Source organism: Candidatus Aminicenantes bacterium (assembly GCA_011049425.1).
Classification (GTDB): domain Bacteria; phylum Acidobacteriota; class Aminicenantia; order UBA2199; family UBA2199; genus UBA876.
This window is the reverse complement of record DSBM01000034.1, coordinates 22,916-46,015: the sequence shown is the minus strand read 5'-3', so window position 1 is coordinate 46,015 and position 23,100 is coordinate 22,916. Positions and strand designations below refer to the sequence as shown.

Sequence of the window (23,100 nt, the reverse complement as noted above, 5' to 3'; positions counted from 1 at the left end):
TTCAGAGTCAGATGAGTTCCGGAGTTGCTTACTATGAAGGTGAGTTTTACAACGTTGTTCGTCAAGGCCGAGGCGTTCCAGCGGTTCCCCTTGTGCTGATCGGTATCGAACCATGAGACCTAACAAGGCGCTGCATTGGACGGCTATTCCGATGCGCTCCATAGCTGCCAATGAGCTTGGTCGTTAGGCGAGCTTTTAGAAGCAACTTGGAAAAGGAGCGTGATGACTTCAAAAACCCCTGACCAAACCAAAGCCAAGGTATCGGTCCCTGTTCTTGTGGGGTTTCTATTAACCTTGGTTGTACCGTTGCTATGGGTGTTCATCATCTCCCCGTTGGTGAAACCCTTATTGAACTCACAAGCTTTTATGATAGCTGGCGAGGTAGTTTTTTGGGGATTGGCCTTTGGTGTAATAGCCGTGGTGGTGTTTTGGGAGCGTCAGCCTCTGGAGTTCGGTAGGGGCTCACGGTCTGACCTGGAAAGAGGGGCTGTTGGCATTACTCTTGAGCATGGTTTTGTTTGTGTTGGCACCGATCTTGGTGATCATAGTGGGGCGTGTGATTGGGAGTTCAGTTAGCACAATGGCAGGCTTGGATGAGTTGGCTGAACAGTCAATCGTGCTGCGTATCCTTTTGGCACTCAGAGCAGGGGTTACAGAGGAGATTCTCTATCGGGCGTATCCGACGGAGAGAATGAAAGGCTTGACGGGAAAGACTTGGGTAGGCGCGCTAATGGGACTGGTCGTGTTCACGATCTTGCATGTGCCGGGATGGGGATGGGGGCACAGCATAGGTGTCGTTCTGCCGATAGGGTTGATATTACTGGGCTATACATGTGGAAACGAAACCTTACCTTGAACATCGTTGCCCATTTCTTGACAGATTTGATACTGTTGATTGTTGTGCCGTTGTTGCCGCCGCTGCCACTCTAAAGAGACGAGGGAAGCTCATCTAACAATGCGCTGGAGCTGACGTGGCTATCATGAAGCCTACGGAAATTGGATTGGGCTTGCCGTCAAGATTCTGAACAAGGGGGTGACCGCCTGGGCCGCCACGCAGCTCAACTCGAAGCCGTAAATCCTTGAATCACATGTCCAGACACGCTTTGTATTCTGTAATGAGTATAATAGGCGATTATTCTTAAGCTTAAGCTAATAGCCGAGGGCGCAGCCGTCTTTGCGGGATTCCGATCCGCCCAGGAGCACGCCGCGGTCATGGTCGATCCAGATGCCCTGGTAACCGCCGTACCCCCCGCGCCGGGGCACGATGCGGTGCCCCCGATCCATGAGTTCCCGCACCACGGACCAGGAAATGCCCGACTCCAGGTGCACCACGCCGCCATCGGTCATGGTGCCGCCGTTGGGCTGGGAAGAGCCACTGTGACGGAAGCGGGGGGCATCTCCGGCGGCCTGAACGTTCATGTCGAAATCGATGATGTTGCACAGAATCTGCACGTGACCCTGGGGCTGCATGGCCCCACCCATCACGCCGAAACTGAAAACAGGCTTTCCCCCTTTGGTCACCATGGCGGGGATGATGGTATGAAAGGGTCGCTTACCCGGAGCCACGACGTTGGCATGATCTCTTTCCAGGGAGAACAGGGCGCCGCGGTTCTGGATGCAGAATCCCAGTCCGTCGGGAACGTTTCCGGAACCGAACCCGCCGTAGTTGCTCTGGATTAACGAGACCACATTGCGATGGCGATCCACCACGGTTAGGTAAACGGTGTCTCCCGTTTCCAGGCGGGGATTGCCCGCGGATACGGTACGCGCTGCTCTTTGGGGATCAAACAGTTTGAGGCGGCGCAGGGCATAGTCCCGCGAAATCATTTCCCGGACCGGGACGTCCACGAAAGCGGGATCCGCGTAAAACTTCGCCCGGTCTTCATAAACCATTTTCTTGATTTCCACCAGGGCGTGCAGGTACGCGGCGGTGTTGTGACCCAGGGCGGCCACGTCCATTTCACTCAGCATTGCCAGCATCTGCAGCGCGGCGATCCCCTGCCCGTTGGGGGGAAGCTCCCAGACACGGTAGCCGCGGTAATCCACCGATAGCGGTTCCTCCCAGCGGGGAGTGCAGGCGGCCAGATCTTCCATGGTGAAATACCCGCCCACGCGGTTGGAATAATCCACCATGCGCCGCGCGATGGCGCCGCGATAAAAGGCGTCGGCACCGGATTTCCCGATCAACTCCAATGTGTCGGCCAATTGGGAGTTGCGGAAAACATCTCCTTTGGCGGGCGCTTTGCCGTCCGGGGCATAGAGTTGTTGGAAATTAGGGTAATCCTTGAATGCCGCCACGGACAATTCCCAATAGTGGGCGATCAGTTCGGTCAGGGGGAACCCCGCCCTGGCATAGGCGATTGTGGGCTCAAGAAGGGTTTTGACAGGCAGTTTGCCGAAACGCTCATGCAGGGCAAACCAGCCGGCCACGCATCCGGGAACAGTCCAGCTCAGGGGACCACGATAGGGAACCTGTTCGAGTCCACGCTCACGAAACATCTGCAGGCTATGACCGGAAGGTGCCGCTCCGCTGGCGTTCAATCCATACAGCTTGCCGGATTCGGCGTCCCAGACCAGGGCGAAAAGGTCGCCGCCGACTCCACTTCCCGTGGGTTCCATTAAACCCAGTGCCGCGTCAACGGCAATGGCGGCATCCACCGCGGTGCCGCCTTTCTTGAGGATATCGATCCCGATCCGGGCCGCCAGGGGATGGCTGGTGGCCACCATGCCGTTCCGGGCTACCACTTCCGAGCGGGTGGCCCACTCCGGTCCCGTGATGCGGTCCGCCGCGAACAAACCGGCGGCGAACAACAGGCAAATCAGCACAACAATTCTTAAATCAGGCATGGTAACCTCCCGCGGGAATTCCCGCCATGGTTGTACTGCGGGCGGAGTGGATTGTCCAATCAGGCGCGACCGTACACGCGGGTCAGGTGAGCCAACCAGTCCAGAACACCTGGATTCAGGTCTTGTGGTTTCAACTGCCAGGCCCAGTTGCCGCTTGCCCTGCCGGGGGTGTTCATGCGGCAATCCGCACCGAACCCCAACACGTCTTGCACCGGGATCACGGCCAGGCGGGCGATCGACTGCAGCGCCAGACGGATGATATTCCAGTGCATGTCGTGAGGATTCCCGGCACCCACGTACTCCATTACCCGTTTGCGCGACGCGTCATCGAGCTCCGGGCCGTAGAACCATCCGTTCACCGTGTTGTTGTCATGGGTGCCCGGATAGACCACGCAACAGGGAGAGGAGTAATTGTGGGGAAGGTGGATGTTACCTGGATCCCCGTCAAAGGCGAACTGCAGGATCTTCATGCCCGGCAATTCAAGCTCATCCCGCAGGGCCTCCACGTCGGGCGTAATCTCTCCCAGGTCCTCGGCAATAAGCGGTAGCGGCCCCAGCCGCTTCTGCATCGATTGAAAAAAAGCACTGCCCGGGCCGGGCCGCCATTGCCCGCATTCAGCAGTTCGCGAATCCGCGGGGACCGCCCAATACTTGGCAAAGGCGCGGAAGTGATCCAGACGGACCAGGTGAAACCATTCCAGCATACGCCGCATCCGGTTCTCCCACCAGTGCAGCACGGCCTGGTTCAAACTCGAACCATTGAACCAGTTGTAAAGCGGATTGCCCCAGAGTTGGCCGGTGGCGCTGAAATAATCGGGAGGTACGCCGGCAACGGCTCCAGGCTTGCGCGTGCGTTGGTCCAGGTCAAAGATTTCCGGGTGGGCCCAGGCATCGGCACTGTCCAGATTGACGTAGATGGGAATATCGCCGATGAGCCGAACTCCATGCTGCTCAGCCGACTCTTTCAGCTTCAGCCATTGCCGCTCAAACAGGAATTGACGAAAAACCACGGTTTCCGTTTCCGCCTCATGATCACGACGCGCGACGGCGAGAGCCCGGGGATCCCGAACGCGGATTTCTTCCGGCCAGTCCAACCAGTGCCCTGTTTGGAAGCGCCGGCAAAAACAGGTGAACAAAGCGTAATCGTCCAGCCAGCCCGCCTGGTTTTTTTTGAATTCATTGAACGCGTCCCGGTCCCGCAGAGGAGCGGATTTACAAAAGCCCCTGAACGCCGTTTCCAGGCGGCAACCACATCGTTCCGCGGCAGCGAAATCGACCCGGCCCGCAGCCGGCACTTCCAGGCTGGATAACTCCAAGTCGGGACACCAGGATTCAGCCTGGATCGACTCCAGGTCGATCAGGAGCGGATTGCCGGCAAGGGCGGATGGGGATGCGTAGGGCGAGTAGCCGAATACCGACGAGGTTGGATTCAGGGGAAGAACCTGCCAGGCGCTCTGCCCGGCCCGGACCAGTTGCTCGAGAAATGCTTCCGCTTCCCTTCCCAGCGTACCGATACCGAAACGGCCGGGCAAAGAAGTAATGTGCAGCAACAAGCCGCTGGAACGCTGTTCCCTGCCCAGAGGATCGTTCATTGCTTGCGGGCCGCGGCCAGCATGACCGCCTGGATACGCGGCACCAGCTCATCCATACCGTCCGCCATACCTTCAGCCAGCAATTGATTGTCCAGCAGAAGACGGGACAACTCCGCCAACTCCTCGGAGTCGGGTGACTCGCTATGCATGCGCACCAGCTCTCGGATCAGGGCATGCCCGGGATTGATCTCAAAAATACGCTGCGTGAACCGGTACTCTTCGTTCATCATGCGCATGACTTTTTCCATCTGGGCCGAGGGTCCGTCTCCCGGACGAACCAGCATGCAGGGATGATCTACGAGGCGGCTGGACACACGGACATCCGACACGCGATCCCCGTACAACTTTTTCAGGAAAGCCGCAAATTCCCGTGCCTGGTCGGGATCTTCTTTACCGGCGCCGGAGTCGTCTTTCGCCTCCAGGGATATATCCGCGCTTTCAGCGGATTTGAAAGGGTGCTCCTTGAATTTGCGCAGATGATCCAACACGATCTCATCCAGGGGATCCACCAGCAACAGCACCTCTATCTTTCGCCGCTGGAAAGCTTCCAGAGCGGGATTCTTGCGCAGAGATTTCATGTCGGGACCGGATATGAAAAAGATCTCTTTCTGATCGGGTTTCATGCGTTGCGCATACGATTCCAAATCCACCCACTCCTCTCCATCGCCGTAGGTGGAATGAAACAGCAGAAGCGGAGCCAACGCATCTTTGTGATTTGGATCCGTGGCCACGCCCTCACGCAGATGCCGGCCAAACAAATCCCATACCTTTAGGTAGAGATCACGATCGCGGCGTTGCAGGTCGCCCAGGTGGGAGATGAACTTCTTGACCAGATGTTGACGGATGCGGTCGATTCGGGCATTGTGCTGAATTGATTCGCGTGAAATATTGAGGGGAATCTCCTCGGAGTCGACCACACCGCGCAGGAAACGCAAATACTCCGGCAGGATGTCACGATTGCCCTTGCTGATCAGCACTTTGCGCGAATAGAGGTCAACGCCCGGCTCCGTCGGACCCAACCCCATGGACTCCAACGAGATTCCGGGAACAAACAACAGGGCGTTGAACTGAACCGGGGCGTCGGATGAAAGATGGAGCCAGGTCAACGGTTTCTCCGGTGTATGATCCAGAAACGAGTAAAACTCGCGGTACTGCTCCTCAGTCAGACTGGACTTGGGTTGGGTCCAGATGGCTTCCGCACTGTCAAATTTTCTGTTTTCCAGGTAAATGGGAAAGGGGACGAAGCGGGAATGCTTGTGCAGCGCCCGGCGAATCCGCGTGGGATCAAGAAATTCCAGGGCATCCTTTTTCAGGCGCAACTCGATGCGCGTGCCCCGGGTCTTTTTCACAGCTTCCCGGATGGAGTAGGCCGAGTCTCCCTTTGAACTCCATAACCAGGCTTTGGCATCGGCAGCCAACCCTCGGGTGGTCACATGAATCTCTTTGGCAACCATGAACGCGGAGTAGAATCCCACGCCGAACTTGCCGATCAAATCGACCTGACGATCGGACGCGGAGTCAGACAAATGCCTGAGAAACTCGGTTGTGCCTGAATGGGCGATCGTGCCAAGATTTTCAATCAACTCCTCACGGGTCATGCCGATACCGTTATCTTCAATGACCAACGCTTTCTGAGCCTGGTTCACCGAAATGTGAATGGCCAACTCTTCCTCTTTATCGGCAAGCTCCGGGTGGGTCAGAAGCTGAAATTGAACTTTGTTTAACGCATCCACGGCGTTGGACACGAGCTCCCGCAAAAACACTTCCGGGTTCTGATACAATGAGTAAACCAGGATATTCAGCAATTGCCGGACTTCGGATTGAAATTCAAAGGTTTGTTTTTTGTCTTTTTCGCTACTCATGCTTCCTCCTCAATGCAACTCGTTTCCCCGATCCGGATTGACTCCATTATTTCTCCAGCAACCGGGAAACCGGGACAAAGTGTACGCCCATGCCGCGAACCTCGTTGACCGCATCCCGGATGGCTTTGAGCGTGGTGGGGTAAGGATGTCCGATAGCCACGGCGTATCCGCGGCTGCGGGCCAGCTTGGCCCCTTTTATCACTTGACTGCGTGCGTAATGATAGGTGACTTGATCGTTGTTGATGTCTTCGAGAAAGACATCCCGCTGCGTCGCGGCCACGTTCATCTTCCTGGCCATGCTGTAGGCCACCGTGGATACGGAGGTACGGGAGTCCACGAAAAACAGTCCCTCTTCTTTCAATACGGACAATACCCGACTCATGGTTTGGGGATCGCCGGTAGTCAGTGAGCCCATATGATTGTTGATCCCCCGGGCATAGGGCACCAGGGTGCGGGAGCGATGGATCAAACGACGTATGGTGGTCAAATCCGCACCTTTGAGAACAAACTGGTCGGGATCGGGTTCCAAGTTGCGATTGGCGGCCTGCATGGGCAGGTGAATGATCTGTTCAATGCCGTACATATGGAGCTGGCGGGCTTCGTCATAAGCGTAGGGGGCGTGGGGAATCACGGCTGCCGTGACGGGAACGCCCAACCGCTTCAACTCCAGGGACCCCAATTCGTTAAAGCCGATATCATCGATGATGACTGCCAAGCGTCCTTTGATGGGCTTGCCGGAATCCGGAAGCGGTGCCGCCTCAGGAGCTGGGGCTCCCGTGGTAATGAGCATCAGGTGGGAAGCTTCTCCTGCATCAGAGTGGATGGAATACAGGTAAAGATGCTCCCCGTTGAGGTGCTGGACTTCCTCAATTTTCCAGTGGCGGCCGTGAACCTTCGCCAGTTTCTCTAGTTCGTCCACCACTTTTTTGCGCTTTTCATCCCCCAGTTTCCATTTGACATGATAGCGCCCGCGGGAATCCTGAACCAGGCTGTAGTTGGGATCCCGGGAATCCATGAGTCGCATCAACTTGTGGTGAAACGAATCCTTCGGCTTACCGGCATCAACCGCTTTTCCGCCATGCGGCCGACCCAGAACGCGAGACAAAAGGAAGGTAGGCTTGCCGTTGCGATGATCCAAGTATTCCAGGACGATAACGATCCCCAGGGCCAGGGCGGCAAACAGCAGAAAATAAGCCAACACATTGCTTTTTCTACGGCGGATTTTTCTTGCGCTCATTGTTCTCTCTGTAACATGGATTGCGCCCGGGCCAGGGTCGCGTCATCTTTCGAGGTTCTGACATTCGGAGTCAGAGATTCGTGCTGGATGTTTTTGCCGTCCCAGCAGAAAAATCCATCCACATGCACCAGTTCACCACCATCCGGCAGGGCAATCCGGCGCAAATGAGCGTTAAATCCTGCACTTTTTTCTCCCACCAGCTTTGTGCCCGCCGACCGCATAAATCGTGCCAGTATTTCCGCATACATGACGGTTGCCGGACCAATCAACACGGCCATGCGCGGTTGTGCAGCGCTGAGTTTCCCGGCACGGATGCGTTGGGCGCCATTGCGTGTGTGCAGGGTCAGCCCTGCGACAGGCGGCAGCAGGAGGTCCGCAAGGGACAGGCAAGCCCCCAGTTCACCATCCTGGTAATTGCGCAGGTCAACGATCCAGTTCCGCCCCGGACGCGACTGAAAAAGCGACGAAACCATTGTTACCGCTGCCGGGGTCAGGCGCCGCAGATCCAGGTGTATAGTGGAACCGGCGAGATTGTGAAATTCCACGTCTGAAAGCATGGGAATCGCGGAAACAGCGATTTCTACGGGGTTGAGCGAGTCGGCACGATTTACGGCCAGGTGAAACGTCTTTTCGGCAGTGGCGTACAGCAAAAGCTGAGCCTCCTCTAAAGTTCGCCCCGTCAGGCCTATGCCGTCAATACCTTCAATCATGTCACCCACTTGCGCGGCGGATCGCGCCGCAGGGGAACCGGGCAGGACACGGGAAACACGAAAACCCCGCTCAGTGGGGAGAATCCAGATTCCGGCCCAGAAACCCCGGCCTTGCCTCCGGGATCTCGATGCCGGAACCAGGTCGGGCGGAATGTAGGAAGCAAAGGAATCCAGTCTTCGCAGCATGGTTGCGTACGCTCCCGGCCAGGCTTTCTCTGGATCAACCACATCCACATAGTGCTCCTGAATCAACCTGGACACTTCAGCGTAAAGCGAGCGTGCGGAAACCGGATCCTCTTTATTCGCAGCCGGCGGATGCAAAACCCACAGGCGCACAACGACCACGGTGGCCAAGAGGACCAGAAAAACCAGTGTAGACCTTCGCATGGGACCGATCCGCTATTTTACCCCAAAGCACCTGAGGCATCAAGCCGCCGATCAGCGGGAAGATAGCCACTGGAGGGGGTCACTGGGCTTGAGGTCCGTGCGGATGGCAAAGTAGAGGGACGGCCCCGAAGTAGAACCACTGTCTCCTACCACGGCAATCACCTCTCCCGACTTTACCCGCTCACCCTGACCTTTTGCGAATCGCGCGCAATGGCCGTAGAGTGAATGGAAGTTCTTGGCATGCTGAAGAATGATCAGGTTGCCGTATCCTTTAAAATAATCGGCAAAAATCACTTTCCCCGGATAAACCGCCCTGATGCTGCGGTTGCCGCTTGGTTTGATTTCAATGCCGTCGTTCATGATAAACGTGTTGAACCGAGTACTGCGCTGTCGCCCGAAGCGCGATGAGATCGTCCCCGTCAGCGGCCATGGCAGACGGCCCTTCAAGGCGTTCAGGTGGCTCATGGGGGTCAGCGTGTCTCCGGTCCCGGCGCGATGGATCAGGTCTTCGAGCTCCCCGGCCCGGGCACGCAGTTCATTGAGTAAACGCAGATAGGTGCTGCGATCCCGATTCACCCGGGAAACCGCCTCTTTCTGCTGGGAACGCAATGCATCCAGTCGCTGGATGGCCTCCTGATGCGCCTGTTCGCGGCGGCTTAACTGTTGTTGCTGACCATCCAGTTCCCGGTTCACTTGCTCGAGCTTTTGTGTCTTCTTGCGCACGGAGTGGATCTGATCCAGATGGTGGCGGATCAGGATCATGAACAGGTGATAGTTGTGAAACAACTGATCCAGTGATTCGACCCGCAAAAACAGTTTTAAATAAGATTGCCCCCCCAACTTGTACAGGTACCGTGCCACCTTTCGTACCCGGATACGTTCGAGTTCCAACTCTGTTTCCAACAGACCGCGGCGTTCCTGGTTGGCGCGGATCTGATCTTGCAATTGGCGTTGTCCCAAATGAATGCGTTGAATCCCCAGCTGCTCACGCTCAATTTTCAGGTCGATCCGCGCCAACTCGGCCAGGATGGGTTGGCGGACGGCATCCAGGGAATTCAAGCGCTCGTTGACACGCCCGATCTGCTTGCGAAGGGAATCGAGTTCTTTATGCAGGTCCGGGGCGGCGCCGGGGGCCGGGATTCCACCGGCCATGACCCAACCAACCAAAAAAACAAACAACCATGGACGCCTCTTGGTCATGGACACGATCCAACCGCGATTATAATGCATGTTCCCCACAGGGCCAAACCCATCGATTCTATTCATTTGAGCGGCGGTAAAAAACAAACACCAGGCCGCCAAGCAGACCCACCATAATGCGAAAACCCAAATCCACAAACTCTGCCGCAAGGGCAAATGCGGCTGGAAATCGCATCAGGGTTCTGAATCCAGCCGTGCGAACCCCCAACCCGTTAATGGCCGGTACAACCATCAACAAAAACACCATGATGGGAACATTCAGCACGAAATCAACAAAATCGGGAACACGGTTCAGGGTGCGCGCAATCACCCAGTAATAAACCACCATGTTGAACTGGAACACCAGGCTGATTCCCAGGCAGGCTCCCAAGCTGGCCGGCCGGCGATAATACGCCCAGAGGCTTTCAACCGCGGCCTGGATACGACTACCCATACCGGTCGGCAGCAGCCTGCGCAGACGGGGAAGCCATCGAGACGCCGTACGGGGGTGGCCCAACACAACCGACAGCACGGCCAGCGCCGTCAATGCCAGAATCACCACGGAGATCAACCGGTTTCGCGACGTTCGCAAAGGGCCGTCCACCACTATACCAACAGCCGCGATCAGCATCAGGGCGGCAAGTCCGCTCAACCGTTCAACCAAAACCACCATCAGCGACATGGCACCCCGGGACGAATCCCTGCGGCTTTGCACCACTCTCAGGGCATCGCCGCCAATGGTGGAGGGCAGAAAATTGTTGAAAAAGGTGGACATGATATAAAAGCGAAAGAGACGTTTATATGGGGGATAGTGGTCCTGTGCGGCAAGCAATACTTTCCAGCGTAGGGTCAGAAGGGAATAGCCCAGCATCATAAGGCCCAAGGCGGCCAACAACCAGATCGGCCGGGCCATGGAAAACACGCGCACAAACTGGAGCCAGGCTCCGTGAAGCCCACCGTATCTGTCCGCCAGGTTGAAAACAAAATATCCGATCAGCAAAGCGCTGACCGTCAGCCGCAGCAACCAGGAAAACCACTTTCTTTTCATTTCGATCGCGGATGGTATTTGCGGTAAACCTTTAAGAGGTCACCATAATTCAGGCTGGTGTACTTCTGCGTTGTGGCCAGATTCGTGTGGCCCAAAAGTTCCTGGATAATCCTGAGGTTCGCCCCTCTCTGCAGCAGGTGGGTGGCGAAACTGTGGCGGAACAGGTGGGGATAAACCCTGCGGGTACTCTGCGTCAATGTTTGGAAAGTGGCCTGCAGAATACGCTCAATGGACCGTTCCGAAATGCCGCTTCCCCGGACGTTGAGAAACACTCTGTCAGGCAGAGAAGAAAAACGGGCACGACAAGCATCCATATAGCGTGTCAGCAAACGGCCGGCATGGGCATTGAATGGAACGATTCGTTCCTTTCTTCCTTTTCCCATTACCCGGATCAAACCTTCATTGACGCGAATATGGTCATGAGTCAGCCCCGTTAACTCAGATACCCGCAGCCCCGTAGCGTACAGCAACTCAAAGATCGTCTTGTTGCGCAACCGGATAAAAGTGTCTTCGGGCAGGCGGTCGAGAAAACCCAGCACTTCCGCCTCGGTAAGAATCTGGGGAATTTTGCGATCAATCTTGAGCGACTGGATACCATCAAAAGGATTGTCCTTGATGCGGCCCCGCTGAACCTGAAAATCACAGAAAGATTTGACCGCGTAGATCTTGCGGGCCACCGTGGTCTTGTTGCCGCTTTGCAGGTAAGCCCAGGTAATGAAGTCGCGTGCCGACTGCCGGTCGGCTTTGAGCCGGTTTTCTTTAAGGAAAGAGAGATACTGGCGGATATCCTGCCCGTATGCGCGCAGAGTGTGTTGCGATACATTGCGAATATCGCGCAGATATTCCAGGTAGTCGTTTAGAACTCTTGACGACGAATCCATTGGTCCAGGGTCTCCAGGGCCCGTTGGGCCAGTTGTTCTTTGCGCTCTCGTTTCGAGAGTTTCCGGCTTTCCCGGGACAATTCCAGGGGCGCCAGAAGACCGAAAGAGAACTTGGTGGGCCGGAAATTCTTCCACTCTGCGGATGAAACGTAATCCAGCAGGGCACCGCAGGCGGTTTCCCCGGGCAACGGTACCAGAGGCCGCCCGGTAAGATGACGCGACATCTGGCGCCCTGCCAGCAGGCCGGAGCAGATCGATTCCACGTATCCCTCCACTCCGCTGATTTGACCGGCGAAAAACAACGAATCCCTTCTGCGGGCACGCCCTGTCGCGTCCAGGATCAGGGGCGCATTGATATACGTATTGCGGTGCATGCGCCCGAAACGTTCAAATTCAGCCGCTTCCAACCCGGGGAGTGTACGGAAGATACGCTTCTGTTCTTTCCACTTCAGCCTTGTCTGGAAACCCACCATCTGGTAAAGGGTTTCACGGATATTGTCCCGGCGCAACTGAATCGCGGCAAAGGGCATATGCCCGGTGCGGGGATCCTTTAATCCTACCGGCTTCATCGGTCCGAATGCCAATGACATGGGTCCCCGGCGGGCGATCTCTTCTACCGGCAGGCAGGCCTCGAAAAAAATCCCTTTCTCGAAATCGGGGAGTTCTACGGTCTCCGCCTTGACCAGCTCGGAAACAAAAGCATGATAGTTACCCTCAGCCAGGGGAATATTAAGGAAATCGGCCTCGCCCTTATCGTAACGAGTGCCGCGAAAAACCCGGAAGAAATCGATGCTGTCGGAACGAATGATGGGGCTGGTGGCATCGTAAAAAAAAAGGTGCCTGCGCTGGGTAAACCGCGTGAGGTGCCGGGCAAACACCGGGCTGGTCAGTGGTCCGGTAGCCACAATCACGGGAACATCGGTTTCAGGCAACTCCCGCGTTTCTTCGCGGATCATTTCAATGCCGGGATGGGCCGCCAATGTGCTTTCCATGTTTTCAGCCAATTGATGCCGATCCACGGAAAAACTACTCCCTGCGGGTACGCGGAATTGGGCGGCGGTTTGGAGGAAACGACTCCCCAGCAACTCCAGTTCCGCTTTCAACAAACCGGAAGCCGAGTGAAGCTCCGTTGAGCCCAGGGAATTGGAACAAACCATTTCACCGGCAAACGGCGTTTCGTGAATTTCGGTGCCGGTTTGCGGTCGCATTTCGTACAGTTTCACCCGGATTCCCCGATCCGCCATTTGCAACGCGGCTTCACTGCCGGCAAGCCCGGCGCCGATCACCTGAACCGTTGGGATCAAACGGAATCCTCCCCTGATTCCGTCTTTTCAGATGGAGGTGACTTCTGAATATAGGTACATTCCGGATATCCCGAGCAACCGACAAAGTAGCGCCTGGTTTTGCGGGAATAGCTTTTGCGCAAGGGTTTCCCGCACACAGGACACTCTCCCAGTTCCGGCTCTTCCGTCTCGATATGGCGGCACTCGGGGTACCCGGTACAGCCGACAAAGTGTTGCCGCGTCTTGGGTGAATAACGACGAACCAGGGGTTTGCCGCACTGGGGACATGAACGATCCAGAGGTTCGTCCTTGGGACGGGGAGTATCCTTGTCCAACCGCTCCGTATAGGTACACTGGGGATATCCATTGCAACCGACGAACCAGCCGTTGGTTTTGCGTGAATACTTTTTTACCAGGTCTTTGCCACACTCGGGACAAGCCCGGCCCACTTTCAGGTCCACTTTTTCCGTATTGCGGACCTGGTCGAGGTTTTGTTCCAGGTGTTGATAGAAACGCTGAATTCCCTGCACCCAGTCCAACTTACCTTCGGATACTTTGTCCAGTTGCTTTTCCAACTCCGCAGTAAAGGAATACTGCATCATATCCGAAAAGTGTCTATCCAGGTATTCCGTCACCTTGATCCCCAATTGTGTCGGGACAAAACGTCGCTCTTCTCGAACAATGTAATCCCGCTTCCCCAGGGTGGAGATGATCTTGGCATAGGTGGAGGGGCGCCCGATCCCCTTCTCTTCAAGAATCTTGACCAGGCTGGCCTCCGTGTACCGTGACGGCGGCTTGGTAAAATTCTGTTTGGGGGTAACAGCCAGAGCATTCAGAACCTCTCCTTCCTCTAAAGGTGGCAGCAATGGCGTACCGCTGTCGGTATTCCAACATTTTAAATGACCATCAAAACGGATTACTTCGCCCTTTACGGCAAAAAGATAGTTACCATTTGCGATGTCGAAAGTGGTGACATCGATGCGAGCGGCTTTCATCTGGGAGGCCATGAAGCGGTCCCAGATCAGGCTGTAGATTTTAAATTGATCCGCACTTAAGAAGCCCTTGATGTCTTGCGGGTGGTAGAGTGGCACACTGGGACGGATGGCTTCATGGGCATCCTGGATCTTGCCTTTGCGCCCGAACACATTGGCTTTGTCGGGCAGGTACTCTTTTCCCCAGGTTGAGCGGATGAAATCAGCGGCGGCTTCCCGGGCGGAAGTGGAAATGCGGAACGAATCCGTACGCATGTAAGTGATCAGGCCGGTTTGTTCTCCTCCTTCAAGGTTCACGCCTTCGTAAAGCGATTGGGCCACTTTCATGGTCTTGCTGACGGGAAAACGATGTTTTTTAAAAGCTTCCTGCTGAAGCGTGGAAGTGATCAGGGGTGGAAGCGGCTTGGGGCGGCGAACCCGCTTGCGAACCGCTTTCAAAATATAGGGGTTTCGCGACAACTCATCCAGTATGTGCCGGGCGGCCTTTTCATCCGGAATCAAAAGCTTTTTGCCGTTGTGCTTCTCCAGGCGCGCGTGAAATGCCGGTGGGGCGCTGCCTTCCAACTCCGCGCCAATCGTCCAGTACTCTTTCTCGATGAAAGCCTGAACCTCTTTTTCCCGCTCCACGATGAGTTTGAGTGCGATCGATTGCACCCTGCCCGCGGAAAGGGGACCGCCGATCTTTCGCTGCAGCACGGGACTGATCTTGTATCCGGCCAGGCGGTCCAGCACACGCCGCATCTGCTGCGCGTTCACCTTATCCTGATCGATATCCACGGGACATTGCACCGCCTCCGATACCGCCTGGCGCGTGATCTCGTGAAACAGAATGCGGAATATCCGCTCATTGGAGGGCCTGAGAATCTCCTTTAAATGATAGGCAATGGCTTCGCCCTCACGATCCGGGTCCGGAGCCAGGAAAATTCGTTCGCAGCGTCTGGCCAGTGCCTTCAGATCCCCGATGACCTTCTTTTTATCCTTCAATTCTTCATAGTGCGGCTTGAAATTGTTCTGCACATCAATGCTGAGGATATGGGGATTCAAGTCGCGAACGTGGCCCATGGATGAGCTGACCAGGTAATCCTTGCCGAGATAGCGGGATATCGTTGATGACTTGGCGGGTGACTCAACAATAATCAAGGTTTTCTTTGTCATGACTGCTTGCGGTATCCGTCTCCTTCCTCGCGGATAAACCCCTTCATTGTCAATTCAAGCAGCAGGGAAACCACTACCGGAACGGGAAGGTTCAATGTTTCCACGAAATCGTCAATATGTTTTACCCCATCCGTGCTCATCAAGTCAAGCACGCGACGTTCCCGGGAAGAGAGACCGGCAAGCGACCGTTGGCCCGCATCCGCACTCAAACCGTACTCTTCAAGTATGTCTTGCGGTTGCTGAACCAGTTTGGCGCCTTGCTGGATCAATTGATGCGGACCCGAACTAAGAGGCGAATCGGCCGGACCCGGGACAGCCAGCAACTCACGGTTCTGGTCCAGGGCCATGCGCGCGGTGATCAGCGAGCCACTGCGCAATGTTCCCTGCACCACCATCACCGCCCGGCACAACCCGGAAATGATGCGATTGCGTACAGGGAAAAGAAACGGCTGAGGCGGAGTTCCCAAAGGGGCCTCGCAGATAATGCATCCATTTTTCTGGATGCGGTCATGAAGGCTGCGATTGCCCGCCGGATAAAGGTGATCCATGCCACAGGCGTTGACTCCCACGGTTGGGTGACCGCCGTCAAGGGCAACCCGATGAGCCAGGGTGTCGATGCCGTAAGCCATACCGGAAACCACCGTTATTCCAGCCATAGAGGCGGGAGGAATCAAACGGTTAACCATGCGCCTGCCGTAGGCGTCCGCCTTGCGTGATCCCACCACAGCCAACTGCATGCCCTGGAGATGGCGCGCATCTCCACGTACGTAGAGAATTTCCGGCGGGTCGTAGATTTCCTTTAACAATGGCGGATAAGCCGGATCATCGCGCAATATCAATGCCGTTCGCAGTTGTCGGCACTTTGCGATTTCCTCGTGCGCGGCCGCCAGGTATTTTTGCGGGAATCCTTCCAGTGCGTCGAAAGGAAATCCCAGGGAGCGGACATCGGCGCGATCCATACGCAAAAGATCCCGCAAACCCAGATTGCGCCGCAACATGCGCCGGCGGGCCGCAGCATGATGCCAGCAGAAAAGATGGGCCGCGATGGTGTGCAGCCGGAAATCATTCAGCGGCTGAATCACCGTTCGGCGGAAGAACGATCAGGGGGATCGAAGTGGCCAGCAACACTTTCTGAGTCACGCTTCCCATCAGGAACTTTTCCAGGCCCCTGCGCTGGCTGGTTGCCATAACGATCACATCTATGTCCTGATCGGCGGCCACTTCAATGATCTTGTGTGCCGGTTCCCCGGTCTCATGAATGATGTTTTGCACTTCGTAGTCCATATCGGCGGCGACATCGGCAATGCGCCGGTTGATGCGTTCCATCAACTGATGGTGTTTCAGTGCGGGAACCTTGTAGTTGTAGAATTCCGCCACGTGGGTCACGAGCAATTCAGAGCGAAGTTGCCGTGCCAGGGCAATGGCATAACACAACTCCCGCATAGACAACTCGTTCAGATCCACCGGAGCCAGGATGCGCTTGATGGCGGCTTTGCGCTTTTCTTTTGGCACCACGAACACAGGGGCGTGTGAGTTTCGCACCAACCGCGCCGTCGTGGATCCAACCAGGATCTGTTCGATCTCCGATAAACCCCGACGTCCGGCAAAGATCATGTCGATGGAATGCTCTTGGGCATAGTTGGAGATCTCTTCACTGGCGATTCCTTCTCGAACGGCCGCGACGAAGTCCAATCCTTTGTGCTTGGCGATCTCAGCCAATTTGGAAACGGATTTTTCCCGGGTGGACTCAATCTCCAGGCGCAAGTCTTCCAGGGAAAAGAAAGCAGCTTCGTAAACCCAGTCAGAAAAGCGCGGCAAGACGTAGAGAGCATGGGCTTCGGGTTGGATCCGGTTTTGCACCCATCGCATCCAGGATAAGCAGGACATGCTCTCATTCGAGAAATCAGTGGCCCAGAGAACCCGCTGGATCTGAAAGGAGTGTTTTTGTTTCATCTACTTTTTCGCTATAGATTGTTTCAGGTTTTTTGATGGAATAAACTTAACGATCTTTTTGGACGGGATAATCATGGGATTCTGAGTATTGGGATTGATGACCCGCTTGTTGTCTCGACGGATGATCTTGAACGTGCCGAAATTTGAGATCAGTACTTTGCGTCCGCTTTTCAGTTGCTCCACCACTACCTGAATCATGAAATCGATGAATTGATAGGACTCAAATTTCTTGATGTCCAACCGGCGGGCCATGAGTTCCGAAATCTCTCGTTTGTTCATGCGCACTCCTGGTCTCGCTTTACCACAGGGGAAAAATATTGTCAACAATAACGGGTGTTCAGTCCAAATTCCCCTGTTTTCCTCTTGACATGAACGTTGACATCACACGCAGAGAATCCTATATTAGTCAGTAGAATCGGATTCCATTGCTTGGATCCGCGGAATGGAGAATGAAACATGAACCACACCATTGAAGCCCGCTCCAAAATATACGAAGACGCTTACCGCCGGGTAAGGCAGCGCATCACTGAATGGGCGGCCTCCAGGCAACTCTGCCGACGTACCGGCGGCTGGAGCGACCGGTTTCTGCAATACCTGCTGGTTTTTCCCGACCTGGTGCATCTGACCATCCGCTTGCTCATGGACCGGGCCGTGCCCCCGGCAGTTAAGGGACGGCTGCTGATTGCCATGGCCTACGTGATCATGCCGCTGGATTTCATTCCCGATGTGATCCCCTGCGCCGGCCTGATTGACGACCTGTTGGTTACAGCCGTATTGCTGAACAAAACCTTTAACTCCGGCGGCCCGGATTTTCAGAACAGGCTCCTGACCAGCTGGGCGGGAAATCCCGAATTATTTGAAAAAGTGCGCGAAATCGTTGCGGTTCTAAACGAAATTGCAGCCCAGATACCACGAACGCTGTTGAACTACATCCGCCGTAGGGGCTGAACGTTTTCGCACGATAATGAACGGTCGAAGGTATGCCGGATGATATCGGTCAAGGTGATTGAGGCAAAGCGGTACTCGATCAGGTCCACCAGGTAGTCCCACAACGGCCGAGCATAGCAGGTGTCAAAAAGCGGGCAAGTGTCCCCGTTGACGCAGTCAGACAAACGGATTTTTTCGTTAAACGCGGAAAAAAGCTTTTGGATCGAAATCAGGTCCGGAGACATCTGCAGCCGGTAACCCCCGTAAATCCCCTGCACGCTGTCAATCAGCCCGGCCTTTTCCATTGGACCCGCCAGTTTGCGCAGGTATTTCGGTGATACTTTCATGGCCTCACCAAGTTCCGCGGTGCTGCGCACTTTACCCGGTTCTTCCGCCAGGGCAAGCAACATGCGCAGACCGTAACGCAACTTGGTATTGATCTTCATCGCCATGTTGTACCGCAGGTCCGGGAATGCTAATCCGCCGGGATCGGGGCAAAAAAAACCCCGCGGCTGGGGGCACCGCGGGGCTTATCGAATCTTGAGTATCTCTTTTTCAGGTCAGCCGCCCAGTTGTTCCAATTTTTTCATCTTTTCTTCCATGGCCAGCTGGCGTTGTCTCAATCTCTGGAATTTTTCTACATCTTCCTGTGCCTTGGCCGTGAATTCCTCGCGTTTCAGCGGTTCCACCTTGATCATTTCACGCCACAGCAGGTTGCTGTACGCCCAGGGTTCCGCGTAAGTGGGGTTGAGTTCCACCGACCGCTCCAGGGCCTGGAAACCGCGATCCAACACGTTGCGCCGCTCCTGGGCGCTCATCATGTCGATGGGTGTCTGGAAACTCTTGAACCAGCATACCACGCCAAGAGAATAATAGGCTTCAGAAAGCTTGGTCTTTTTTTCCCCGGGCATCTGATCCTGGATCTCTTTTAAGCCCTCCAGCTTGGCATTGACCGCTTCGCGTTTTTCGGCCAACGCTTTTTCCAAGGCTTCTTTGTCGCCGATTTCACGGATCTGCTGTTCTTTTTCCTCGATCATCTGCTTGCGCGCATCTGCGGAAATCGTACGGTTCTTGCGTACATGCTTGTCAAGGTATTCTTCGATCTTTTCAATATCCGACACCTTCCGTTCAAGTTCTTGGATTTCCAGGCGTTCCATCTGGATTTCCGGGGCCGTCATGGCAATGATCATGGATTCAAAAGCGTCCATGGCTTCATACCATTTGCGCTTGTTCTGCAGGTAATTGGCGTAGTACAGATAACCTTCCGGATCTTTCGGATCGAGAGCTATGCGTTTTTTGAACATCTCCCCGGACTTGTCTTCTTGATCGTACTTAGAGTAAAAGTCGGCCAGAATGTAGTAGGATTTGGGATTATCCGGTTCGTTTTCCAGGATCCGCAAATAGTACTTCTCTGCTTCTTCGGCGTTTTCCATCTTGTCGAAGATGTCGCCGAGAGCCAGGTAGATCTGTTCATTTTCCGGATCGTTTTCCAGGGCTTTCTGCAGGTATTCCACAGCTTCCTGTGCGTACTCCTCATTGCGGTCCGTGCCGCGGCCGGGACGATACAGGCTGGCGTACGCCGTGCCCACGTGAAAGTAAATCAATTCCAACTTGGGGTTTAATTCCAGGGCCTGCTCATATTCCTTTACCGCCTTGGCGAACTTCTCATCCCGGTAGTATTTGTTGCCTTTATTGAGGTGGTCGTTGGCCTTCAAGTTGTCCAGCTTGAGATTCTCGCAGCCGGTAAACGAGAATGAGAGCACAAGTAATGCAGCGAACATGCCGATTAAGAGCAGTATCGACGTTTTTCTCATAAGAGCCTCCTCCAAGTCTTCTATATAAATAAACCCTTGGCAAAAGTCAAGCCAAAATGTGTTGTTCCACTCAATTCCAGCCCTATCAGACGCGGTAAAACCACATCAAAAACATCCATAAGTCCTGAATATAGGGAATTCGTTTGTTGTTCAGAAAGATCACCGTGGTCTCGGCTCCCTTGACCAGCTCAAACAACTCATAAAGTTCATCCACGCGGTCCGGCGAAAAACCGGCGTAGACCCTGTAGAAATCACCTTCGCCTTCTTCCATGAAATGGGGGTTCCGCCTGGCCAGTTCAAGCGCCCGCTCGAAATTCCGCGTCAATTGCTTCTGGAAACGGATGGTGATCTTAAAGCAGCGGTTGGATTTTTTGGGATTCAGGATGTTATCCAACTTTTCCCGCTGAATGATCTCAGATGCGTTCATGGAGTTGGTATTATACGCCAAAAACACAATGAAATAAAGAGACAAAATCTCAGGTCGGGTTTAACGGCACGATCGACGTGTCGATCACTTTTCTTCCCCGCTCGGCAAAATCCACCAGCAAGCGATGGGTGTCAATGCGCTTTTCAATCCGTCCTTGTCCGAATATCGGGTGCACGACCTCTTCTCCGGAAGCTTCTCTAACCGGAAGCGGGTCCCGGCCGGCGCTGATTTCCTCCGGGGAGTGCGCAAAGCGGTAGAGGCGGGCGGGCAGCGAACTGAGGAAAGGAGACAAGCGCTCTGAACCGGTTGACACGATCAAGTGATGAATGGCCCGGGTAGAGGCTACGTAGAAGAGCCTGCGTTCCTCTTCCCACTCATGCAGGCCCTTGCGCAGAAAAAACGGTAAGTAAGTGGCATTGACACCCGCCGCAATCACGGTCTTGAATTCCAAACCTTTGGCATTGTGCATGGTTAAGAGAAAAGCATCAACGGAATGGTTGTGATCCTTGTCAAACGCATCCACATTGATACGATCCAGCAAGTCGGTGATTTGGGGGTTGGTCTCGTTTTCTTCCCAATTGCGCACAAACTCCTCCAACTCGTCCAGATTCAGTAAGCGTTCTTCCTCTTCCCGTTGCCGCAGAATCTTTCGATAACCGGAAAGCTTCAACAAAGAACGCAGCACGTCGGCGTATCCGGACCGGGGCGGATCGGCTGAAAGTTGCTCCAGGTGAAGCAGAAACGGCTTGGACCGGGCTTTCTGAGGCATCATGCGAAACAAGGTGGCCAGCAGGGGTTGGCCGGAGTGTTGGGATTCTCTTTCCAATTGGTCCAATGTGCGGGGACCGATCCCCAGGGGAAGGCTGTCGGCCAGGCGCCGAAAGGCCAGGTTGTCCGATTTGTTTAGGGCCAGCCGCAATACCGCCATGGCATCTCGAACTTCTTTGCGATCAAAAAACCGCTGCCCCTTGATAATGCGAAAAGAAACCCGCCCCCGGGCAAACGCGGTTTCCAAAGCCAGGGATTGGGAATTGATTCGATAAAGAATGGCTACAGGCAAGCGTTCCGGGAAAGTTTTTTTCCACAAAGAGACTAAATCCGCGATCTTGCGCGCCTCGTCCTGCTTGGAAACGGAGTGCAGTACGCACACCGGAGGCCCTTGCTCGCGTTCGGTCCACATCGACTTTCTTTTCCGTTCCCGGTTCATACCGATAATATGGTTGGCAAAATCCAGGATGGGCTTGGTGGAGCGGTAATTCTGTTCCAGCTTGATCACCCGGGTGTTGGGAAAATCGCGCTCGAAATCAGTCAGGAAACGAACGCTGGCGCCGCGCCAGGAGTAGATGGCCTGATCATCGTCGCCCACCACGGTAACACCATGGCGGCGTCCGGACAAAAGGCGGATCATTTCGTACTGATTGGGATTGGTGTCCTGGAACTCATCCACCACAACGTATTGGAACCGGTCGCCATAAAAGCGCAGGAGTTGCGGGTCGCTCTGCAACATCTTAACGGGAAGAGAGACCAGGTCTTCAAAATCCCAGACCTGTTCGCGGACCTGACAATCGTGGTAACGCCGGAAAAATCCAACCTCCTGGTTGGAAAAACCGCGTGCCTCCAGCAAATCCGGATTGTTGGGATACAGGGAATTCATCTTGGCCAGGTTGATCCGTCGACGTAACTGATCCCGTTGGTCCCGGGTCAAACCCGGCAAATACTCCCGGGCCAGGCGGTCCATGATGCGTCGCTGCTCGTTATCATCGATAACCGACCATTCCGGTGCGAATCCCTTTTCTTTACCGCTTTCACGCAACATTCTCAGCCCCAGCGCGTGAAAGGTGGATATCATGAAACGGCGGGCATCGATTCCGGTCAACTGCTCAATCCGGGTTTTCATCTCCGCTGCCGCCTTGTTGGTGAAAGTAACCCCGAGAACGTTACCGGGATTCAGCCCTTTCTCTTTTACCAGGTAAGCGATCTTGTGGGTAATGACGCGCGTTTTGCCTGAGCCCGCACCCGCAACCACCATCAGGGGTGAATCAAAGTAGAGAACAGCCTCCCGCTGCCGCGGGTTCATTTTCTCCAGCCATTCAGTCGACATGGCGGCGTTGAATCATGGGAACGAACTGAACGGGGATCAGATTGGTGCGTTTCAGGCGGCCGTCCGCCTCTTTCTCGACCAGGATGAGTTCCTGGACCTGACTGGAAAAGCTGACGGGAATCACCATCCTCCCACCCACGGCCAGTTGCCGGATCAGCGGCTCGGGGATGTGATCCGGGGAACAGGTGACGATGATACCGTCATAGGGGGCATGCTCCTCCCAGCCCAGGTAACCGTCCCCCGTCTTGAAAGAGACGTTGTCGTACCCCATTGAGCGAATCCGGCTGCGGGCCTTGGCGGTAAGACTCCCGTATATATCGATGGTATAGACGCGCTTGACCAGTTCCGCCAGGATCGCGGCCTGGTATCCCGATCCGGTCCCGATTTCCAGCACTTTCTTGTCAAAGCCCGGTGCGATAATTGCCGTCATTATGGCTACGGTGTACGGACGGTTGACGGTCTGACCTTCATCAATGGGCACTTCCACATCTGCATAAGCATGGTGGCGCAGTTCGGGATCCACGAAAAGATGTCGGGCCACGCGGTTAAAGGCATTCAGAATGCGGGAGTCCACAATCCCCTTGGCCAGAATCTGCTCCTGAACCATGCGCTGCCGGGCCCCAATCAGATTCTCGGCTGATGGAGCCGTCAAACTCAACAGGATCAGGGAACAGAAGGCGGCGACACGTTGCATTTTCCTATTCT

The 23,100-nt window shown here is 55.0% G+C and carries 21 protein-coding genes; 3 read left to right on the top strand and 18 right to left on the bottom strand.

What is annotated here, in order from left to right; translation table 11 throughout:
• A partial coding sequence (locus ENN40_02580; GenBank protein ID HDP94228.1) for a restriction endonuclease occupies nt 1-116 on the top strand: 116 nt, incomplete at its 5' end.
• A gap of 374 nt (nt 117-490) precedes the next feature.
• Nucleotides 491-856, top strand: a complete 366-nt coding sequence (locus tag ENN40_02575; protein ID HDP94227.1) for a CPBP family intramembrane metalloprotease — start codon at nt 491-493, stop codon at nt 854-856.
• Nucleotides 857-1,149: 293 nt separating this feature from the next.
• On the opposite strand, the gene ggt is transcribed toward ENN40_02575, so the two are convergent.
• Genes ggt through ENN40_02510 form a run of 13 tightly spaced genes read right to left on the bottom strand, consistent with a single transcriptional unit; the run spans nt 1,150 to nt 17,405 of the window.
• On the bottom strand, nt 1,150-2,847 hold the full coding sequence (gene ggt, locus ENN40_02570; protein ID HDP94226.1) for a gamma-glutamyltransferase: 1,698 nt from the start codon (nt 2,845-2,847) through the stop codon (nt 1,150-1,152).
• Nucleotides 2,848-2,906: 59 nt separating this feature from the next.
• On the bottom strand, nt 2,907-4,439 hold the full coding sequence (malQ, locus tag ENN40_02565; protein ID HDP94225.1) for a 4-alpha-glucanotransferase: 1,533 nt from the start codon (nt 4,437-4,439) through the stop codon (nt 2,907-2,909).
• On the bottom strand, nt 4,436-6,301 hold the full coding sequence (gene htpG, locus ENN40_02560) for a molecular chaperone HtpG (GenBank protein ID HDP94224.1): 1,866 nt from the start codon (nt 6,299-6,301) through the stop codon (nt 4,436-4,438). The genes malQ and htpG overlap by 4 nt, the downstream gene beginning before the upstream one ends.
• 46 nt (nt 6,302-6,347) lie before the next feature.
• Nucleotides 6,348-7,538, bottom strand: a complete 1,191-nt coding sequence (locus tag ENN40_02555) for a divergent polysaccharide deacetylase family protein (protein ID HDP94223.1) — start codon at nt 7,536-7,538, stop codon at nt 6,348-6,350.
• Nucleotides 7,535-8,635 (bottom strand): hypothetical protein, encoded by a 1,101-nt coding sequence (locus tag ENN40_02550; protein ID HDP94222.1) that lies wholly within the window; start codon nt 8,633-8,635, stop codon nt 7,535-7,537. The genes ENN40_02555 and ENN40_02550 overlap by 4 nt, the downstream gene beginning before the upstream one ends.
• Before the next feature lie 51 nt (nt 8,636-8,686).
• Nucleotides 8,687-9,901, bottom strand: a complete 1,215-nt coding sequence (locus ENN40_02545; GenBank protein ID HDP94221.1) for a hypothetical protein — start codon at nt 9,899-9,901, stop codon at nt 8,687-8,689.
• Complete coding sequence (locus tag ENN40_02540) at nt 9,894-10,862, bottom strand: flippase-like domain-containing protein (GenBank protein HDP94220.1); 969 nt, start codon at nt 10,860-10,862, stop codon at nt 9,894-9,896. The genes ENN40_02545 and ENN40_02540 overlap by 8 nt, the downstream gene beginning before the upstream one ends.
• Nucleotides 10,859-11,743, bottom strand: coding sequence for a tyrosine recombinase XerC (locus ENN40_02535; GenBank protein ID HDP94219.1), 885 nt, complete (start codon nt 11,741-11,743; stop codon nt 10,859-10,861). Before ENN40_02535 ends, ENN40_02540 begins: the two co-directional genes overlap by 4 nt.
• The gene (locus ENN40_02530; GenBank protein HDP94218.1) at nt 11,719-13,047 is read right to left on the bottom strand and encodes a methylenetetrahydrofolate--tRNA-(uracil(54)-C(5))-methyltransferase (FADH(2)-oxidizing) TrmFO; all 1,329 of its coding nucleotides are present in this window, start codon (nt 13,045-13,047) and stop codon (nt 11,719-11,721) included. Before ENN40_02530 ends, ENN40_02535 begins: the two co-directional genes overlap by 25 nt.
• Nucleotides 13,044-15,173: a type I DNA topoisomerase gene (topA, locus tag ENN40_02525; GenBank protein ID HDP94217.1), complete on the bottom strand. Its 2,130-nt coding sequence runs from the start codon at nt 15,171-15,173 to the stop codon at nt 13,044-13,046. The genes ENN40_02530 and topA overlap by 4 nt, the downstream gene beginning before the upstream one ends.
• Nucleotides 15,170-16,255 carry a DNA-protecting protein DprA gene (gene dprA, locus ENN40_02520; GenBank protein ID HDP94216.1) on the bottom strand — a complete coding sequence of 362 codons (1,086 nt, stop codon included), beginning with the start codon at nt 16,253-16,255 and terminating at the stop codon, nt 15,170-15,172. Before dprA ends, topA begins: the two co-directional genes overlap by 4 nt.
• Entirely contained in the window at nt 16,236-17,126 is an 891-nt protein-coding gene (locus ENN40_02515; protein ID HDP94215.1) for a universal stress protein, read from the bottom strand. The genes dprA and ENN40_02515 overlap by 20 nt, the downstream gene beginning before the upstream one ends.
• Nucleotides 17,127-17,405, bottom strand: a complete 279-nt coding sequence (locus tag ENN40_02510; protein ID HDP94214.1) for a hypothetical protein — start codon at nt 17,403-17,405, stop codon at nt 17,127-17,129.
• A gap of 177 nt (nt 17,406-17,582) precedes the next feature.
• Here ENN40_02510 and ENN40_02505 point away from each other — a divergent pair, with 177 nt between their 5' ends.
• Entirely contained in the window at nt 17,583-18,074 is a 492-nt protein-coding gene (locus tag ENN40_02505; protein HDP94213.1) for a DUF1232 domain-containing protein, read from the top strand.
• Here the strand turns inward: ENN40_02505 and ENN40_02500 are convergent.
• The 5 genes from ENN40_02500 to ENN40_02480 form a co-directional block, all read right to left on the bottom strand.
• On the bottom strand, nt 18,053-18,505 hold the full coding sequence (locus tag ENN40_02500) for an Rrf2 family transcriptional regulator (GenBank protein ID HDP94212.1): 453 nt from the start codon (nt 18,503-18,505) through the stop codon (nt 18,053-18,055). The two genes, ENN40_02505 and ENN40_02500, sit on opposite strands and share 22 nt — an antisense overlap.
• A gap of 108 nt (nt 18,506-18,613) precedes the next feature.
• A complete protein-coding gene (locus ENN40_02495; GenBank protein ID HDP94211.1) occupies nt 18,614-19,867 on the bottom strand; it encodes a tetratricopeptide repeat protein in 1,254 nt (417 codons plus the stop codon).
• Nucleotides 19,868-19,952: 85 nt separating this feature from the next.
• Entirely contained in the window at nt 19,953-20,294 is a 342-nt protein-coding gene (locus ENN40_02490; GenBank protein HDP94210.1) for a hypothetical protein, read from the bottom strand.
• Nucleotides 20,295-20,343: 49 nt separating this feature from the next.
• A complete protein-coding gene (locus tag ENN40_02485) occupies nt 20,344-22,395 on the bottom strand; it encodes a DUF3553 domain-containing protein (protein ID HDP94209.1) in 2,052 nt (683 codons plus the stop codon).
• Complete coding sequence (locus tag ENN40_02480; protein ID HDP94208.1) at nt 22,385-23,089, bottom strand: protein-L-isoaspartate(D-aspartate) O-methyltransferase; 705 nt, start codon at nt 23,087-23,089, stop codon at nt 22,385-22,387. The genes ENN40_02485 and ENN40_02480 overlap by 11 nt, the downstream gene beginning before the upstream one ends.
• Nucleotides 23,090-23,100: the final 11 nt, after the last annotated feature.

What these genes read in the sequence shown, in the direction of transcription:
- ggt (HDP94226.1), bottom strand. Translation starts at nt 2,847, where the DNA reads ATGCCTGATTTAAGAATTGTTGTGCTGATTTGCCTGTTGTTCGCCGCC.
- malQ (HDP94225.1), bottom strand. Translation starts at nt 4,439, where the DNA reads ATGAACGATCCTCTGGGCAGGGAACAGCGTTCCAGCGGCTTGTTGCTG.
- htpG (HDP94224.1), bottom strand. Translation starts at nt 6,301, where the DNA reads ATGAGTAGCGAAAAAGACAAAAAACAAACCTTTGAATTTCAATCCGAA.
- ENN40_02555 (HDP94223.1), bottom strand. Translation starts at nt 7,538, where the DNA reads ATGAGCGCAAGAAAAATCCGCCGTAGAAAAAGCAATGTGTTGGCTTAT.
- ENN40_02550 (HDP94222.1), bottom strand. Translation starts at nt 8,635, where the DNA reads ATGCGAAGGTCTACACTGGTTTTTCTGGTCCTCTTGGCCACCGTGGTC.
- ENN40_02545 (HDP94221.1), bottom strand. Translation starts at nt 9,901, where the DNA reads ATGAATAGAATCGATGGGTTTGGCCCTGTGGGGAACATGCATTATAAT.
- ENN40_02540 (HDP94220.1), bottom strand. Translation starts at nt 10,862, where the DNA reads ATGAAAAGAAAGTGGTTTTCCTGGTTGCTGCGGCTGACGGTCAGCGCT.
- ENN40_02535 (HDP94219.1), bottom strand. Translation starts at nt 11,743, where the DNA reads ATGGATTCGTCGTCAAGAGTTCTAAACGACTACCTGGAATATCTGCGC.
- topA (HDP94217.1), bottom strand. Translation starts at nt 15,173, where the DNA reads ATGACAAAGAAAACCTTGATTATTGTTGAGTCACCCGCCAAGTCATCA.
- ENN40_02515 (HDP94215.1), bottom strand. Translation starts at nt 17,126, where the DNA reads ATGAAACAAAAACACTCCTTTCAGATCCAGCGGGTTCTCTGGGCCACT.
- ENN40_02510 (HDP94214.1), bottom strand. Translation starts at nt 17,405, where the DNA reads ATGAACAAACGAGAGATTTCGGAACTCATGGCCCGCCGGTTGGACATC.
- ENN40_02505 (HDP94213.1), top strand. Translation starts at nt 17,583, where the DNA reads ATGAACCACACCATTGAAGCCCGCTCCAAAATATACGAAGACGCTTAC.
- ENN40_02500 (HDP94212.1), bottom strand. Translation starts at nt 18,505, where the DNA reads ATGGCGATGAAGATCAATACCAAGTTGCGTTACGGTCTGCGCATGTTG.
- ENN40_02495 (HDP94211.1), bottom strand. Translation starts at nt 19,867, where the DNA reads ATGAGAAAAACGTCGATACTGCTCTTAATCGGCATGTTCGCTGCATTA.
- ENN40_02490 (HDP94210.1), bottom strand. Translation starts at nt 20,294, where the DNA reads ATGAACGCATCTGAGATCATTCAGCGGGAAAAGTTGGATAACATCCTG.
- ENN40_02485 (HDP94209.1), bottom strand. Translation starts at nt 22,395, where the DNA reads ATGTCGACTGAATGGCTGGAGAAAATGAACCCGCGGCAGCGGGAGGCT.
- ENN40_02480 (HDP94208.1), bottom strand. Translation starts at nt 23,089, where the DNA reads ATGCAACGTGTCGCCGCCTTCTGTTCCCTGATCCTGTTGAGTTTGACG.